Below are 15365 nucleotides of genomic sequence, written 5' to 3'. Positions count from 1 at the left end.
TTGTTTAATAATATTGTCTGTCATATGATTGGAAACGTCCATGTTGGGGTAATATAACCTATAATCTCAATAATATAAGTATAAGGTATAAAGAATAAGCAGCAAGGGGGCCGGCATCATGGCAGGACATGAAATCAAAAAGGCCGTATTCAAGGAAGAGGTCCTTCGTCTGCATCTGATTAGCGGAGAATTTTATACGGGGCCGTGTTATCCCGATTTGACCAACAACAGCTTTTTCAAAATAAGCACTTCCGAAAAAACATTTTCGCTTCCTTATTGGGCGGTCAAACGTTTCGAACGTCTGCACTGACTCTTTCGATTCTAAATAGATTTTTCATGTTTGGCTTTATGCCATACACTCGATTCGATCATTCCGGACTCCGTCGACGCATGCTGCGCCGGCGGGGTCTTTATGCGTCGTTTATTTAAGTTTATTTGTTTTTCTCGGACACATATCATTTGCAGGCTTTTTTCCGATATAACAGTCATAACCTACAAATGTATGCCGTTCCCGGTTTTTGCCGCAACCGGAACGTCCGAGGAGGATGCTTATGCTGTCGAAAGTGCTGTACCCGTTCACGTCCGTGCTGTCCCGATTGAAATATGCCCAGAAGTTCGTGCTGATCAGCGTGCTGTTCGCCGTTCCGCTCGCGCTGCTGTTTGCTCTCTGGTTCAGCGCTACCCAGTCCAAAATCCAGGCGACCGAACTGGAGAAAAAAGGACTGACGCAGATCGAAGCCGCTCTGCCGTTTATGCTGTCGATCCAGCAGCACCGCGGCCAGGCCAATGCGCTGCTCAGCGGAGGCGGAGCCGACAGCCAGCGCAAGCTGGACGAAATCTCCGCCCAGACCGACGCCAACGCCGCGCTTGTCACGCAGGCCGAAGGACAATCGGGCCTGCCCGGCTCGGCCGCCGAATGGCAGCGGCTCTCCGGCGAGTGGACGGCGCTCGAAGCCGAGACCGCTTCTCTGTCTGCCGCGGACAGCTTCGCCCGCCACAGCGAACTGGTCGGGCAGCTGCTCGACTTCATGATCAAAAGCGCCGACGAATCCGGCTTGTCGCTCGATACGGAAATCGATTCGTTCTATCTGATGGACATCGTCGTCAAACGGCTGCCGACTCTGATCGAAGGGACCGCCCAAATCCGCGGCAGCGGAAACGGCATACTGACCAAGCGCCAGGCTTCGCCGGAAGCGCGGACCGACACGGCCGTCAAGAAGGCCCAGGCGGCGGCTGAACTGAAGCAGCTCAACGCGGCGCTCGCGAAGTTTGCGACGTTGAACCCCGAAGCGGAAGCACGGATCGAAGCTGCGGCGCAGACGTCTGCCGCTTCGATCGACTCGTTCCTGTCCCTGACGCAGAGCCAACTGTTCGACGATCCGACCTTGTCTTCGGACCCGGCCGCCTTCTTCTCGGCGGGAACTTCGACGATCGACGAAGCGCACGCGCTGTTCGGGCAGTCGACCGCGACGCTTGATCTGCTGTTCGATCAGCGGATCGACCGCCTGGAGACGCAGCGCAATCTCGTCGTTGCCGTCATCGCGCTGGCCCTGCTGCTCGTGCTGCTGTTCTACGCAGCGTTCTACGTCAGCGTAAGCTCGACCGTTCGCCTGCTGCGCGAACATTCCGCCGATATGGCCAGTGGCGATTTGTCGCGGCGGATCACGATCGGCACCCGCGACGAGCTGGGCCAGGTCGGCGACTCGTTCAACCGGATGATCGAAGCGCTGAACAAGACGCTGCGCGGCAGCCAGGAAGCTTCCGAACAGTCCGCCGCTTCTTCGGAGCAGCTGAGCGAAGTGTCGCGCGAGTCGTCTCTGGCCATGCGCCAGGTCGCTTCGGCCGTGCAGGCCGTCGCCGAAGGGTCCGAGAATCAGCGGCGCATGACCGAAGACACGGCGCTCGCCATGGGCGAGATGGCGACGGGCATCGCCCGGATCGCGGAATCGTCCGCTGCGGTCGCCGAATCGGCCGCCGAGACGTCGCAGCGCGCCGATGCCGGCGACCGGGAACTTACGGCCGCCGTCGGGCAGATGCGCAGCATTCGCGAATCGGTCAGCCTGTCGGCCGGCAGCGTCTCGCGCCTCGACGCGCATTCACAGCAGATCGACGACATCGTCGAGTCGATCAAGACAATCGCCCGGCAGACGCAGCTGCTGTCGCTGAACGCCAATATCGAAGCGGCTCGGGCCGGCGAGCACGGCCGGGGCTTCGCCGTCGTCGCGTCCGAAGTCGGCAAGCTCGCGGAGCAGACCCGTGGTTCGGTCGAGACGATCTCTCTGCGCATCGGCGATATTCGCGGCCTGATCGGCGAGACGGTCCAGCTGATGCAGCGGACCGACGCCGAGACGGCCGAAGGGCTGACGTTTATCGACCGCGCCAGCAGCGCGATCGGGGAGATCGGCCAGTCGGCCCGGCTCGTGAACGACCAGGTGCAGGAAATTTCCGCGGCTTCCCAGGAAATCTCCGCCGGCGTGGAACAAGTCACGGCTTCGGTATCGGAAGTGGCCCGCGTCGCGCAGCATTCGTCGGAAGAATCGCAGACGATGGCGGCGGCCACGCAGCAGCAGTTGGCCGCTCTGGAAGAGATCGGCAGCGCAGCCGGCGAATTGAGCGATATGGCCGCCGGGCTGCAGGAAGACCTCGGATTCTTCAAGCTGTCGGCCGCCCAATAATCAATCGGAAAGAAGGTAGTCCGCATGCCCGATTCTCTCCCCCCTTCTTTGCGGCTGCTCACCCTACAGTCGTGGAACGAAGAACGGTGGACGGAAGTCCGTCCTATTTACGAAGCTTCTTTTCCCGCGCATATTCGCAAGCCGGAACGGATCGTCCGCCGCATGCTGGAGCGCATGGACGCTTTCCTACACGAAGGCAGCCTCGGCGGCGTTCCGTGTTCGATGGCGCTGACCGGACTGAGCACCGACCGGCGGCGGCTGATCGTCGATTACCTCGCGGTATCGCCGGATCGGCGCGAGAGCGGCATCGGCCGGCGTACGGTCGAAGCGCTGGCGCAGTGGGCCCGGGAGACGTACGGCGTGCACGGCCTGCTGATCGAAGCCGAAGCGGACGACAGCGAAGAAGGCCGCGGCCGCGTGCGCTTCTGGGAAAACTGCGGCTTCGTCTCGACGGAATACGTGCACCATTACGTATGGGTGCCGGAGCGGTACCGCGCCATGCTGCTTGACCTGCAGGGCGCGGATGTTCCGCCGGCGGACCGGCTGCCAAGAGACGGCCGGGCGCTGTTCGCTTACATCGAAGCGTTCCATCAATCAAGTTTTGCACGTTAGAAAAAGACTTCCGGCCGCTTGCGCCGGAAGTCTTTTTTGGCGTATGAACGCAGGTGCGGGGCACATGCGGGGCACGGCCCGCTGGCCGCCGGTCGCGAGCACGGACCGTGTGCCGGAAGCCGGCTCCGCGCGGCAGCGCCGGCAGCGCTTATTCCGCGACCACGACGCGGTTGCGCCCGCCGCGCTTGGCGGCGTAGAGCGCGTCGTCGACGCGCTTGAACAGCTGCCGCACCGGCTCGCCCGCAGCGGATGCGGTGACGCCGAAGCTTGCGGTCACCGTGCCGGCTTCTTGGAAATCGGTCTGCTCCAGCTCGGCCCGAATCTGCTCGGCCAAGCGCCCCGCCTGCTGCGCGTCGGCAGCGCGGATCAGAATCAAAAATTCTTCGCCGCCCCAGCGTCCGGCGGCGACGGTTCCGCCCGCATGACCCTGCAGCAGCTGCGCGGTACGGCGCAGCACCGCATCTCCGCTCAGATGGCCGTGCGTATCGTTGATATCTTTGAACCGGTCGAGATCGAGCAGAATGAGCGCAAACGCTTCTTCGCCGCTTTCCGCGCGCTGCATCGCTCCGCTCAGCAGATCTTCCATTTTACCCCGGTTATGCAGTCCGGTCAGCCGGTCGGTCTGCATCAGCTGCTGCATCTCGCGGTTGGCCTGCTCCAGCTCCCCGACCACGACGCCGACGAACTTGGCCAGCCGGCTCGTCATCTCCATCTGTTTGGTTCCGGTCGGCCGGTCCGAAGACTCCGGCAGCGCGGCGGAAGACTCGGTCTGCCGCCCTTCGCGCATCGCCACGGCGACCAGACTCGCATTATGCATCTGTACCTCTTCGCCCTGACCGTAAAACTCGCCGTACGTGTACATCCCCGCAGCAGGCGCAAACTGCTGGAAAGCTTTCGTTTCCAAATTTACCGCTTCCTGCAGATACACCTGGCGGCAGTAGCAGGAGAACAACATAATCCCCTGCGGCTCAAAACCGCCCAGATCGTTCCGGATGTCTTCCGGCGCGATCATAATATGATGGGGCGTTCCGTAACCGAGCCGAACCTGTTCGCCCACGCGCACGTCTGCCGCCACATGCAGGGAATCGTTTTCGCCGCGGGAGACCGGCACCCGGGCAACCAGCTTGTCGCCGCGCTGCAGGATCAAAGGGAACTCAAGCATATGCTGGAAAAAATTTTCGTCGTTGCGGATGCCGAGATATTTCTCGTACACTTCTGCCGCCGGAACCCCGTCCAGCGTTTTGATCCATTTGGGATCTCCGATCTCTGTCACCGTCATCTTGCGGCTGAGCGGCTCCCAGCCCATATAATCGCGGACTTTGATCTCCAGCTCGTCCCCCGAGAAAGCTACGACCGCCGCTCCGTCCCAATACGTTTTGCCGCCGGCCATGACCCACGATGCGCCGTTATTGTCGTACGAGGCGGCTCCGGCTCCGAACACGGGCACGCTGCCGAGACTGCCGCGCATGCCGCCCAGCAGTTCCGCGCCGTCCATGCGCTGCGACGTCGCATAGAGCAGCAGCCCTTTGACAGACGAACTCCCGACCCGTTCCGCTATGGCGAGGCCCAGACGGCGCCCCACTTCCGCTTCTTCCCCTTTGCGGCACGGCTCGGACAAGAGATGCAGTTCGGACGTTTCGAAAAAAGAAAAAACGACGACCGTCCGATGAAATACGAACTGCCCTTCGTAAATTTCTCCCGACGTCGTAATGCCCGTGACGATCGCGCCCGGGAAACTGCGGCAAATTTCGGCATGCAGCGGCTCCGATACGGCCGGATCGAGGGCAGACGCGAAAAATTGGATCAGGACGGAACGGCTGCGCCGCGCATGCGCCAACAGTTCCGGATCTTTCAAGCAAGCGCCGAATTGTTCCATGCCGGCGAAATTGAACAACGTTTGAAACATGATAACCAAGCCCCCTCCGAATCGGACCGTTTTGTGAAACTCACGGCCGATATGCATCTTTTAATATCGGCATTTTGCGTACGAATCGCAAGCCCTGCCGGGGCGAGCAGAAGAAGAAAAGCACGCGAAGAACCGGGCCTCCCTATGGAGCCCCGGTTCTTCGCGTCATCCGGCACGTTCGGCCGAGGCCGAACGAAGTCCGCTTCGCTTGAATCCGCCGCGATCACGCGCCTTGTTCCCGGCCTGCGCCTAATGGGGGGCGCAGCCGTGATGCTGGAACAGGCCGCACATATATTCGAGCGCTTCGAGTTCGTCTTTGCCGCGCGCGCTGATTCGGACCGTGCTGCCGTCGTGGATCGGCAGCAGCATCATGCCGAGCAGGCTTTTCACGTCCACGATCCGCTGATTGTTCTCGTCTCCGAACGCGAGCTTGATGTCCGAAGCGAACTGCGAAGCCTGCGATGAAATTCGGAGCAGTTCGTCACGATCGAAGTCGCCCTCGATCTTGAATTCGTGTACTCTCATAGGTGACTCTCCTCTTTTGTGTAATCGCTTGATACCGCTTCCATTTATGGGTATGCCCCTATTCTTTTCGGCGGTACCCCATCTATTTATATCGGTCTGGCTTACCGAATCGTGAACCGTCGGCGGCTACTTTCCGCCTGGTATGCGCAAGAGCCGTCAGAGCCGGCTCGTATTGAATCTTTATCCACTTTGACGCGGCTTGAAACGACGAAAAAACAGCCGGAAGCGGCTGGCTTCCGGCTGCGTCGTTCTTACTCCGCGGCTTCCGCTTCGGCCGGATTTTGCGTGCTCGCCATGCCGAGCGTCACCCTCGATTCCCAGCTGGCCGAGCCGCCTTCGCCGTCGCGAAAATCAAGCCGGACCGTTCCCGTGCGGCCTGTCTGTGCTTCCCCGTAGCGATACCCGATGCGCTGTCCGTCCATATCGACGAAAAATCCGTTCGTGCCCGACTCGCCGGCCAGAACCGCATCGTGGTAAGTCGACGTGACGCGATTCGCGTCGACCGCCGGAGCGGCCTCGCTGCCGGAAGTCGAACCCGATGCGGTCCCTGCCGCGCCCGCTTCATCCGGCGAATCAGCCGATCCGCCGGGCAGTCCGCCTGCGGCCGGCACGCCGGAGACGACAGGCCCCGTGCCGGCTGTATCGTCTTCGGCATCCGGCTCCCACGTCAGGCTGGAGAGCGAATAGCCGGACGGCAGCCGCAGCAGGTCGAAGCGCACTGTCCGCTCCGAGTCGGTCCGCGTGACGCTCACTTCGATCGGATCGGCGTCCGCTCCGTCAGCCGAATCGTCCGGCGAAGCGGAATCGGACGATTCGCCGGACGATTCCGCCGCTTCGCCGCTGCCGGCGGTGCCGGGCTCGGTACCGTCGGCCTGCCCGGAAGTTTCGCCGGAAACTTCATTGGAAGCTTCATTGGAAACTTCTTCGGAAGCCGGATCGGAAGCTGGATCGGAAGATAGGCTTTGCTCGGCGTTTCCTGCCGAAGAATCCGCCCCGGCCTCGCCTGCGCCGCCCGCTTGTCCGTCTTCGCCCGTAGCTGCCGATTCCTGCTGCTCCGCCTGCCGGCTGGCCGTTTGCTCCATTTCGTCCGCCTGCGGCCCGAACCGGATACAGCCTCCGAGCAGCAGCACCGTACACAGCGCGGTGCCGGCCGCCCACGGCTTGAGTGTACGCAGGCGCAGGGGCGCATCTGCTGCGGCCGACGGCGCAGCCTGCGCCGTCCGATCTCTTTTCGATTTCGCCACGTTGGCATGCTTCTTCATCTCACACTCCTCCTTCCCCGCGCTTTGCTTCGCGGCTCCATGGCTCCATCTGTTCTTTTACCACGTCGCCGATCGTTCGAAGCCCTTCCTCGATCCGTTCTTCGGGCACACGCGAAAAGCCGATCCGCATCGTATTGTGTCCTTTGCCGTCGGTAAAAAAAATATCGCCGGGCGTAAACACCACTCCGCGAACCTGGCAGGCTGCCAGCACTTCGCGGGCATTCAGCCGTTCGTCGAGTTCGACGAACACGTGCAGGCCGCCTTCGCCGCTCATGCTTTTCATCGGAATATGCTCCCGGCAGCCCTGCACGGCCAACTCGTATTTGCGTTTGTATTCGGTGCGCGCCCGCTTCAGGTACCGTTCGAAATTGCCGTTGTGCAAATATTGGAATAGCAGCGCCTGGTCGAGCGTCGACGTATGAATGGTCCGGGCGCGCTTGAGACTTTCCAGATAGCCGATCAGCTCGCGGTCCGCCACGATCCAGCCGACCCGAATGCCGGGGAACAGAATCTTGGAGAAGCTCCCGATATACGCGACGGAGTTGCCGACGCCCGCGCAGGCGATCAGCGGAGCGGCATGCGCGCCGGAATAGCGCAGTTCCTCGTTGAACCCGTCTTCGACGATCGGCACTTCGTGCTCGCCGAGCAGGCGCAGCAGTTCCATCCGTTTCTCCGGCGAAGTGACGATTCCGGTCGGATTGTGGTAGGACGGCGTGAGATAGGCGAGATCGAAGCCGCCTTCGCCGAGCGTCCGCTCCAACTCCTCCATATCCATTCCGTCCGGCTCAAGCGTCACGCCGACCGGCTCGAAGCCGTGCAGCTTCATCAGCTTGATCGCCGTCTGGTGCGTCGGATTCTCGCACAGGATTCGCCCGCTGCGCCGGCCGATCGCTGTCAGCATCAGATCGAACCCTTCGGTGAACCCGTTCGTGATCAAAAGGTCTTTGCCTTCGGTCTCGACCCCTTTGCCGCCCATGTAAGCCGTCAAATATTGGATCAGCGGCCGATATCCCTGCGCGTAGCCGTAATTCAGCAGCACGTCTCCTTCGAGCGCCATCCGGTCGAGAAAAGCGCGCTTGAACCCGTTCACGTCGAACAGACGCTCGTCGGGCGCGATGCTCGTGAACGCGATCATCCCTTTTTCCCAGCGGATGCCGTGCTTCATCAAGTCCATTTCTTCCGACAAAAAAGCTTGCGGGCTAAGCCGGTCGCGCCAGCGGATCAAGTCCGGCGGCTCGGCCGGATGCAGCGCGGCGCGCGAGACGAAGTTGCCGCGTCCCTTAACCGCTTCGATCCAGCCGGTACGCTCCAACGCTTCGTACGCGCTGATGACCGTCGTGCGGCTGACGCCGAGCTGGCCGGCCAATTCGCGCGTGGAAGGCAGCTTGTGATGCAGCGGCATCAAGCCCTGCGCGATCAGCGTTTCGATATATCCTTTTAACTGCATATAAGCGGGACTGTCGCCGTCCGTTCTGAAATCGTTAAACATTCGCTCAACTCCTCGCCTTCTATCATTCCATAGATGGCACGCAAAGAAAAGAACCGCGAAACCCGACGTTTGCGGCGAAGGTGGACGTTCAATTTTCCAGATAGCGGTACAGCGTCGACTTGCTGATGCCGGTCTCTTCCTTGATCTGCGCCAGAGTATGCTGCCGGCTTTCGTACATCTGGATCGCTTTTCTCACATTATCGTCCAGTTTGCGCGGCCGGCCCGATTTGATGCCTTTTTGCTTCGCTTCGTACATGCCCCGCTTCGTATGTTCGCTGACCACGTCCGCTTGGAGCTCCAGCAGCGCGTGCGCATGGGCACGAAACGCCTCGCCGGCCGCCTCGCGCGTATCGATCCGTTCATGCAGCGCGACCAACCGGGCTTTTTTGTCATCCAGCGTATCCAGCACTTCGACCAGATGCCGGGTGGAGTCCGCAAGCGCGAACAGCCGGGCCACAACGAGTACGTCTTCTTCGCGCAAACCGTCCAGCACTTTTTCCAATTCGATCCTGCGCTTGGCCGAAGCCTGTTCTTCCGCGGCTATAATATCGCAGCCTTCGGCGTCCAGAAGCTCGCGCTGACGCGTACCCGATTCGTCGTCCGAATAAGGTCGGATATAGCCTATTTTCATTCTCATTCTCTCCTCGTTCCCTACCCAAAATTCCATATCCAAAAATAAATGTACTCAAATAAGAACCAAAAAGGTTCCATTTTGGGACATTCCATGCTACGATCAGTATAAAAAGGAGGGCCTTAACCCCATGTCTACGATCAAAACCGAATGGTTCTCCAACGTCCGAGGCGACGTGCTGGCCGGCATCGTCGTCGCGCTGGCCCTTATTCCCGAAGCGATCGCGTTCTCGATCATCGCCGGCGTCGATCCGATGGTCGGACTATACGCCTCGTTCTGTATCGCGGTTATTACCGCCTTCATCGGCGGCCGGCCCGGCATGATCTCCGCCGCTACCGGCGCGATGGCGCTGCTCATGGTTCCGCTCGTTCGCGACCACGGCGTGCAGTACCTGCTGGCCGCTACGCTGCTGACCGGCGTTATCCAGTACCTGCTTGGGGTACTAAAGATCGCCAAGCTGATGAAATTCATCCCCAGAGCCGTCATGATCGGCTTCGTCAACGCCTTGGCCATTCTGATCTTCATGGCGCAGGTTCCGCATTTCTTCGGTATCTCTACCTTAACCTATGTATTCGTCGCGGTCACCCTTCTTATCGTATACGGACTGCCGCGTTTTTTCAAAGCCGTGCCTTCGCCGCTAGTCGCTATCGCCTTGCTGACCGCGGTCGCCATCTTCGGCCATGCGCAGATCGGCACGGTCGGCGATCTCGGCCTGATCACGCAGTCGCTTCCTTCGTTTCTCATTCCGGACGTTCCGTTCAATCTGGAGACGCTTGGCATCATTCTGCCGGTGTCCGTCTCGCTTGCGATCGTCGGCCTGGTCGAGTCGCTGCTGACCGCTTCGATCGTCGACGACATGACCGGAACGGGCAGCAGCAAAAATAAAGAAGCCCGCGGACAGGGCATCGCCAACTTCGTTACCGGATTTTTCGGCGGCATGGCCGGCTGCGCGATGATCGGACAATCCGTCATCAACGTCAAGTCGGGCGGACGCGGCCGGTTGTCCACGCTCGTGGCCGGCGTATTTCTCATGTTCCTGATTCTCGTCCTCGGCGGAGTCGTCGTACGTATCCCGATGCCTGTGCTCGCCGGAATCATGATTATGGTGTCGATCGGCACATTCGACTGGGGCTCGTTCGCGTATATGCGCAAAGCTCCGAAAAGCGACGTCTCGGTCATGCTCGTCACGGTGACGATCGTCGTGCTGACCGACAATCTGGCACTCGGCGTACTGGCGGGCGTCCTGCTCAGCGCGATCTTGTTCGCGGCCCAAATTTCCCGTATTCAGGTTGCGCAGCACGTATCCGGCGGCACGACCGTGTACGCCGTCCGAGGCCAGCTGTTTTTCGCTTCCGCGGCCTCTTTCGTCGACGCTTTCGATTTCGAACTTGCGGACACACAGATCGTACTGGACTTCTCGGAAGCGCAGATCTGGGACGATTCCGGCGTAGGCGCGCTCGACAAAGTCATGATCCGCTATCGGGCGCGCGGCCATGCGGTCGAAATCCGGGGCCTGAACGCGTCCAGCGAGAAGATACTGCGCAGGCTGGCCGTCTATCGGGACGCCACGGCCTCGTTGAAGTCGCATTGATCGCATGAACATGAATGGAGGGAAAAGAATTGAATAATTTCTCGATGCTTCATCTTGTTTTTCTAGCTGTAGGGAGTTTGATTTTATTCGTAGGTATTCATTATTTGTTTTTAAAAAGACTTCCAAGTTTGAGAACCCTGTCTATCCTTTTAAGCTTGTTCACTCTTTTTATTCTGATCATGTACTTTTTTAGCTCAAGAGGAAGTGCAAGTTGGATCATGCTTTTGAGTGGTGTTGTAGCCGTAGCCCTTTTATGGACAGGACCTGTTCTTACATCAAAACGGAACAAGAAACAGACTTAGACTGATCAGCATCACGCATTCCCGCTTGATCCCAGCAGCTTTTCCATAATCGTCACGTCGATCTCCCGGCCGTCCAGAATGCCCTGCTTCTCGAACGTCCCGACGGTCCGATAGCCCGATTTGCGGTACAGCCGCTGGCCGGCCGGATTGAACGGGAACGTCGCCAGCACGATTTTGCGGAAAGATTCCCGGCGCGCCTGTTGTTCCACAGCGGCAAGCAGCTGCGTGCCGACGCCGGTTCCCCGATGCGCGCGCCCGATATAGATCGACAGATCGGCTACGCCGTCGTAGGCGCTGCGCGGCGAATACGGATTGAGCGCCGCCCAGCCGACCACTTCCCCGGAGCGCTCGGCCGCGAGCGCTTTGTACCGCTTCTGGTGCGCCGCGAACCATTCTTCGATATACGCAAAATCTTTCGGCTCCGTCTCCAGTGTCGCGAGCCGATCTTCGATGCCTTCATTATAGATGCGCAGCACGCCTTGCAGGTCTTCTGCCCGAACGAGGCGAATCGCGACGGGCCAAGTGGAAGAAGAAGTCATAAGCCGTTTTCCCCTTTCTTTTACTGCCCGGTGCGGGCAAAAGTATGAATCCGCTCGCCGATCTGGTCGCGGACGCGTTGGAAAACGGCCCATTTCTCTTCGTCGGTACCTTGCGCTTTGGCCGGATCGTCGAACCCCCAATGTTCGCGGCGGATATGAGGCGGCGTAATCGGACATTTGTCGGCAGCATCTCCGCACAGCGTGACGATGAAATCAGCGCTTTGCATAATCTTCGGATCGATGATGTCGGAAGTCTGATTGGAAATATCAAGACCCACTTCGCTCATCGCTTTGACCGCGTTCGGGTTCAGGCCGTGGGCTTCAATACCCGCGCTGAGTACGTTCCATTCTTCGCCCAGGTATTTTTTGCCCCAAGCTTCTGCCATCTGACTTCTGCAAGAATTGCCGGTACAGAGAAAATAAAGTGTTTTTTGAGTCATGGGTAAGTCTCTCCTTTGTCCGGTCCAAGCCGGATCTAGTCGTTAATATGCCATGCCGGTTAGCTAATTGCGATTATACGACCAACAGCCACAAATACAGACCGACCAGCGTAATAAACAGCGTCGGTACCGTAAGGATAATACCGGTCTTAAAGTACACGCCCCACGGAATTTTGATCCCTTTCGTACTCAGTACATGCAGCCACAGCAGCGTCGCGAGCGAGCCGATCGGCGTAATCTTAGGACCCAGATCGGCTCCGATGACGTTGGCGTAGACCAGTGCTTCACGGATACTCTCCGATGTCGTCGTGGCGTCGATCGCCAGCGCGTCGATCAGCACGGTCGGCATGTTGTTCATGACGGAAGACAATACGGCGGCCAGGAAGCCCATCCCGATCGTGGCGATAAACAGCCCTTCGTCGGCCAGCCCCTGAATGACTCCAGCGAGCGTATCCGTAAGTCCGGCGTTACGCAGTCCGTAGACGACCACGTACATCCCGATGGAGAAAAAGACGATTGACCACGGCGCGCCTTTGACCACCTGCGGAACCGGCACGACCGGACTTTTCACAGCCAGCAGCAGGAAAAAAATCGCAATGATGCCTGCCACGACCGAGACCGGAATTTCGAAAAACTCGCAGACGAAGTAGCCGATCAGCAGAAGAGCAAGTACCAGCCACGACCACTTGAACATTCTCGGATCGAGAACCGCTTCACTCGGACGTTTGAGCTGCTTCGCATCGAACGTTTTTGGAATGCTTTTACGGAAAAACAGATACAACACAAGGATACTGGCCGCCAAAGCGAAGAAGTTCGGCACGATCATATGCTGCGCATATTCCAGAAATGTAATCCCGAAGTAATCCGCCGAGACGATATTCACCAGGTTGCTGACCACGAGCGGAAGCGACGTCGTATCGGCGATAAATCCGCTGGCGATAATAAACGGGAAGATCTGCTTCTCGTTCAGATTTAACGCTCTTACCATCGCGAGTACGATTGGGGTCAAGATCAACGCGGCACCGTCGTTCGCGAAGAATGCGGCGACCAGCGCACCGAGTACGCTGATATAGATAAACATTCGGAGCCCGTTACCGCCTGCGGCGCGCGCCATATGAAGCGCAGCCCATTCGAAAAATCCGATACGATCGAGAATCAGGGAGATCAGAATAATCGCCACAAAGGCTAGCGTCGCGTTCCAGACGATCTGGGTAACGTCCCGGACATCCTGAAAATCAACAACGCCGAGCAGCAAGGCTGCAAGCGCCCCGCCGCAGGCCGGCCATCCGATCGACAGCCCTTTTGGCTGCCAGATCACCAGCGTTAACGTCACCAGAAAAATCAAACTCGCCGCAATCGTCAAAAACAAATCGGTTCCCCTCCGTTATCCGCCCAAAAAGGCGCAGTCCTGTTCGCTTCAGTCCGTTCAAGCGACATGATATTAGTATATAAGCATATGCTTATATACGCAATAACGAATGACCGAGCAGGCATACTCTTATCGAGGATGCCCCTGTTAGTCGCAGCACGACTTCAATAGATCTTTTTGCAAAGCAGCCAGCAGTTCGGCCGTATGCGGCACCTGATCCAGCACGCTCTGCACGTACGGCTTGTCGGCCACATTCAACGAATAATGCACCCACTGCCCGCGCCGCGCTTCGCTCACCAGGCCGTGCAGCTTGAGCTTGCGCATATGCTGGCTGACAGCGGGCTGGCTCATCTCCAGCACGTCGACCAGGTCGCAGACGCACCATTCCCGCTCCTGGAGCAGGATCAGAATAGTCAGCCGGGTCTTGTCTCCCATCACTTTCAATTTCTCCGCCATCTCTTCTACCCACATGTCGATCCTTCCTTTCGCCGTCGCTTGCCGTTTGCGTTTCTCTACCGCCATTTTACCCGAACCGGCCGGCTTTGGCGAGTTCCAGGCTTGGCGTCATTGACAGCCTCCCCCCTCCGCCGTACACTAACGCGGTACAAGATCGAGACGAAAGGACGCAGTGCAGATGAATTTCCGGCAAAAACAACAAACGAACCGAACCGGATTCGGCGTCAGCCTGGCCGATTTATTGAAATGGATCGTGCTGGGCAGCGCGGTCGGGCTGTTGACGGGCAGCGCGTCCGCCTTTTTCCTCGCCAGCCTGGATCAGGTGACCGAACTGCGGCTCGGCCATCCGTGGCTGCTGTTCCTGCTGCCCGCGGGCGGCGCGCTGGTCAGCTGGCTCTACCTGAAATACGGCCGCGACAGCGGCAGAGGCAACAACCTGATTCTGGATCGTATCCACGATAACGGACCCGATCCGATTCCGCTGCGCATGGCGCCGCTCGTCTTGTTCGGCACGCTGCTCTCGCATCTTCTCGGCGCGTCCGTCGGCCGGGAAGGAACGGCGGTGCAGATGGGCGGCAGCCTGGCCGAAGAGGTCGGCCGGCTGTTCCGGGTCGGCTCCGCCGACCGCACCCTTCTGCTGATCTGCGGAATCAGCAGCGGCTTCGGCTCGATCTTCGGCACGCCGCTGGCCGGGACGCTGTTCGGGCTGGAAGTGCTTGCGATCGGACTGATTCGCCACGAAGCGCTCGTGCCGGCTTTTGTCGCCAGCTTCGCCGGCCATCTGGTCACCGTCTCGCTGTGGGGCGTCACGCATGCGCATTATTCGCTTGGCGCCGTGCCCGACCTGTCCGCTTCCGTGCTGCTGAAAGTCGTCGCGGCGTCTATCGTATTCGGCCTGATCGGCCGGGCGTTCGGCGAAGTCACGCACGCGCTCAAGCGAGGCTTTGCCCGCCTGCTGAAGAACCCCGTTCTGCGCAGCGCCGTCGGCGGGACGGTCGTGATCGGGCTCGTCTACGCGCTCGGCACGCGGGAGTATCTGGGACTGGGCCTGCCGCTGATCCAGGCTTCGCTTGCCGATCACGGCGACGTGTCCCCGCTTGCTTTTCTCGGCAAATTCGTGTTCACGGCACTCAGTCTCGGCGCCGGCTTCCAGGGAGGCGAAGTGACGCCCTTGTTCGCAATCGGCGCGACGCTCGGGCATACGCTGGCGGGACTGCTTCAGCTCTATGCGCCGTTTCTCGCGGCGCTCGGCTTCATCGCCGTCTTCTGCGGAGCGACGAACACGCCGATCGCCTGCTTCTTGATGGGCATCGAACTGTTCGGCGCGGACGCGACGATCTATCTGTTTGTCGCCTGCATCGTCAGCTACGCCTTTTCCGGACACGGCGGCATCTATCCTTCGCAGCGTATCGGCGTGTCCAAGTTCCGCGGCCTGTCTTTTCCGCCGGGCACGACGTTGGAATCCGCGCGCAGCAGTCGGCAAAAAGACCGCCGGGAGGCGGCCGAAGAAGAAGAAAAAGAAGCAGAAGAAGAAACACCGTCCCGGCCGGCGAAGCGCTAGAACGGAC

Annotated in this window: 13 protein-coding genes; 4 read left to right on the top strand and 9 right to left on the bottom strand. The window is 59.5% G+C overall.

Annotation, left to right across the window (positions count from 1 at the left end):
* Window positions 1-551: 551 nt before the first annotated feature.
* Both FFV09_RS20465 and FFV09_RS20460 read left to right on the top strand, forming a co-directional pair.
* Window positions 552-2675 carry a methyl-accepting chemotaxis protein gene (locus FFV09_RS20465; protein ID WP_170315094.1) on the top strand — a complete coding sequence of 708 codons (2124 nt, stop codon included), beginning with the start codon at window positions 552-554 and terminating at the stop codon, window positions 2673-2675.
* Window positions 2676-2699: 24 nt separating this feature from the next.
* Window positions 2700-3287, top strand: coding sequence for a GNAT family N-acetyltransferase (locus FFV09_RS20460; protein WP_141449553.1), 588 nt, complete (start codon window positions 2700-2702; stop codon window positions 3285-3287).
* A gap of 148 nt (window positions 3288-3435) precedes the next feature.
* On the opposite strand, the gene FFV09_RS20455 is transcribed toward FFV09_RS20460, so the two are convergent.
* From FFV09_RS20455 to FFV09_RS20435, 5 genes are all read right to left on the bottom strand, one after another.
* Window positions 3436-5193 (bottom strand): sensor domain-containing diguanylate cyclase, encoded by a 1758-nt coding sequence (locus tag FFV09_RS20455; RefSeq protein WP_170315093.1) that lies wholly within the window; start codon window positions 5191-5193, stop codon window positions 3436-3438.
* A gap of 249 nt (window positions 5194-5442) precedes the next feature.
* Window positions 5443-5718 (bottom strand): HPr family phosphocarrier protein, encoded by a 276-nt coding sequence (locus tag FFV09_RS20450; RefSeq protein WP_141449551.1) that lies wholly within the window; start codon window positions 5716-5718, stop codon window positions 5443-5445.
* Window positions 5719-5969: 251 nt separating this feature from the next.
* Window positions 5970-6980, bottom strand: coding sequence for a hypothetical protein (locus FFV09_RS20445; protein WP_141449550.1), 1011 nt, complete (start codon window positions 6978-6980; stop codon window positions 5970-5972).
* A gap of 1 nt (window position 6981) precedes the next feature.
* Entirely contained in the window at window positions 6982-8469 is a 1488-nt protein-coding gene (locus tag FFV09_RS20440) for an aminotransferase-like domain-containing protein (protein ID WP_141449549.1), read from the bottom strand.
* An 88-nt stretch (window positions 8470-8557) separates the two neighbouring features.
* The gene (locus tag FFV09_RS20435) at window positions 8558-9100 is read right to left on the bottom strand and encodes a recombinase family protein (protein ID WP_141449548.1); all 543 of its coding nucleotides are present in this window, start codon (window positions 9098-9100) and stop codon (window positions 8558-8560) included.
* A gap of 130 nt (window positions 9101-9230) precedes the next feature.
* Here FFV09_RS20435 and FFV09_RS20430 point away from each other — a divergent pair, with 130 nt between their 5' ends.
* A complete protein-coding gene (locus FFV09_RS20430) occupies window positions 9231-10691 on the top strand; it encodes a SulP family inorganic anion transporter (protein ID WP_141449547.1) in 1461 nt (486 codons plus the stop codon).
* A 313-nt stretch (window positions 10692-11004) separates the two neighbouring features.
* On the opposite strand, the gene FFV09_RS20425 is transcribed toward FFV09_RS20430, so the two are convergent.
* From FFV09_RS20425 to FFV09_RS20410, 4 genes are all read right to left on the bottom strand, one after another.
* Window positions 11005-11532, bottom strand: coding sequence for an arsinothricin resistance N-acetyltransferase ArsN1 family A (locus FFV09_RS20425; RefSeq protein WP_141449546.1), 528 nt, complete (start codon window positions 11530-11532; stop codon window positions 11005-11007).
* Between the two features lie 20 nt (window positions 11533-11552).
* On the bottom strand, window positions 11553-11972 hold the full coding sequence (gene arsC / locus FFV09_RS20420) for an arsenate reductase (thioredoxin) (protein ID WP_141449545.1): 420 nt from the start codon (window positions 11970-11972) through the stop codon (window positions 11553-11555).
* Window positions 11973-12045: 73 nt separating this feature from the next.
* A complete protein-coding gene (locus tag FFV09_RS20415) occupies window positions 12046-13341 on the bottom strand; it encodes an arsenic transporter (RefSeq protein ID WP_425472226.1) in 1296 nt (431 codons plus the stop codon).
* A 147-nt stretch (window positions 13342-13488) separates the two neighbouring features.
* Complete coding sequence (locus FFV09_RS20410; RefSeq protein ID WP_141449544.1) at window positions 13489-13812, bottom strand: ArsR/SmtB family transcription factor; 324 nt, start codon at window positions 13810-13812, stop codon at window positions 13489-13491.
* Window positions 13813-13975: 163 nt separating this feature from the next.
* On the opposite strand from FFV09_RS20410, the gene FFV09_RS20405 reads away from it, so the two are divergent.
* A complete protein-coding gene (locus FFV09_RS20405; protein ID WP_141449543.1) occupies window positions 13976-15358 on the top strand; it encodes a voltage-gated chloride channel family protein in 1383 nt (460 codons plus the stop codon).
* Window positions 15359-15365 lie beyond the last annotated feature (7 nt).

The sequence above is a fragment of the Saccharibacillus brassicae genome, assembly GCF_006542275.1.
GTDB classification, from domain to species: Bacteria; Bacillota; Bacilli; order Paenibacillales; family Paenibacillaceae; genus Saccharibacillus; species Saccharibacillus brassicae.
This window is presented reverse-complemented; position numbering and strand designations above follow the sequence as displayed.

Excerpts from the sequence above, each read along its gene's own strand:
- FFV09_RS20465 (WP_170315094.1), top strand. The coding sequence starts at position 552 with ATGCTGTCGAAAGTGCTGTACCCGTTCACGTCCGTGCTGTCCCGATTG.
- FFV09_RS20460 (WP_141449553.1), top strand. The coding sequence starts at position 2,700 with ATGCCCGATTCTCTCCCCCCTTCTTTGCGGCTGCTCACCCTACAGTCG.
- FFV09_RS20455 (WP_170315093.1), bottom strand. The coding sequence starts at position 5,193 with ATGTTTCAAACGTTGTTCAATTTCGCCGGCATGGAACAATTCGGCGCT.
- FFV09_RS20450 (WP_141449551.1), bottom strand. The coding sequence starts at position 5,718 with ATGAGAGTACACGAATTCAAGATCGAGGGCGACTTCGATCGTGACGAA.
- FFV09_RS20445 (WP_141449550.1), bottom strand. The coding sequence starts at position 6,980 with ATGAAGAAGCATGCCAACGTGGCGAAATCGAAAAGAGATCGGACGGCG.
- FFV09_RS20440 (WP_141449549.1), bottom strand. The coding sequence starts at position 8,469 with ATGTTTAACGATTTCAGAACGGACGGCGACAGTCCCGCTTATATGCAG.
- FFV09_RS20435 (WP_141449548.1), bottom strand. The coding sequence starts at position 9,100 with ATGAAAATAGGCTATATCCGACCTTATTCGGACGACGAATCGGGTACG.
- FFV09_RS20430 (WP_141449547.1), top strand. The coding sequence starts at position 9,231 with ATGTCTACGATCAAAACCGAATGGTTCTCCAACGTCCGAGGCGACGTG.
- FFV09_RS20425 (WP_141449546.1), bottom strand. The coding sequence starts at position 11,532 with ATGACTTCTTCTTCCACTTGGCCCGTCGCGATTCGCCTCGTTCGGGCA.
- arsC (WP_141449545.1), bottom strand. The coding sequence starts at position 11,972 with ATGACTCAAAAAACACTTTATTTTCTCTGTACCGGCAATTCTTGCAGA.
- FFV09_RS20410 (WP_141449544.1), bottom strand. The coding sequence starts at position 13,812 with ATGTGGGTAGAAGAGATGGCGGAGAAATTGAAAGTGATGGGAGACAAG.
- FFV09_RS20405 (WP_141449543.1), top strand. The coding sequence starts at position 13,976 with ATGAATTTCCGGCAAAAACAACAAACGAACCGAACCGGATTCGGCGTC.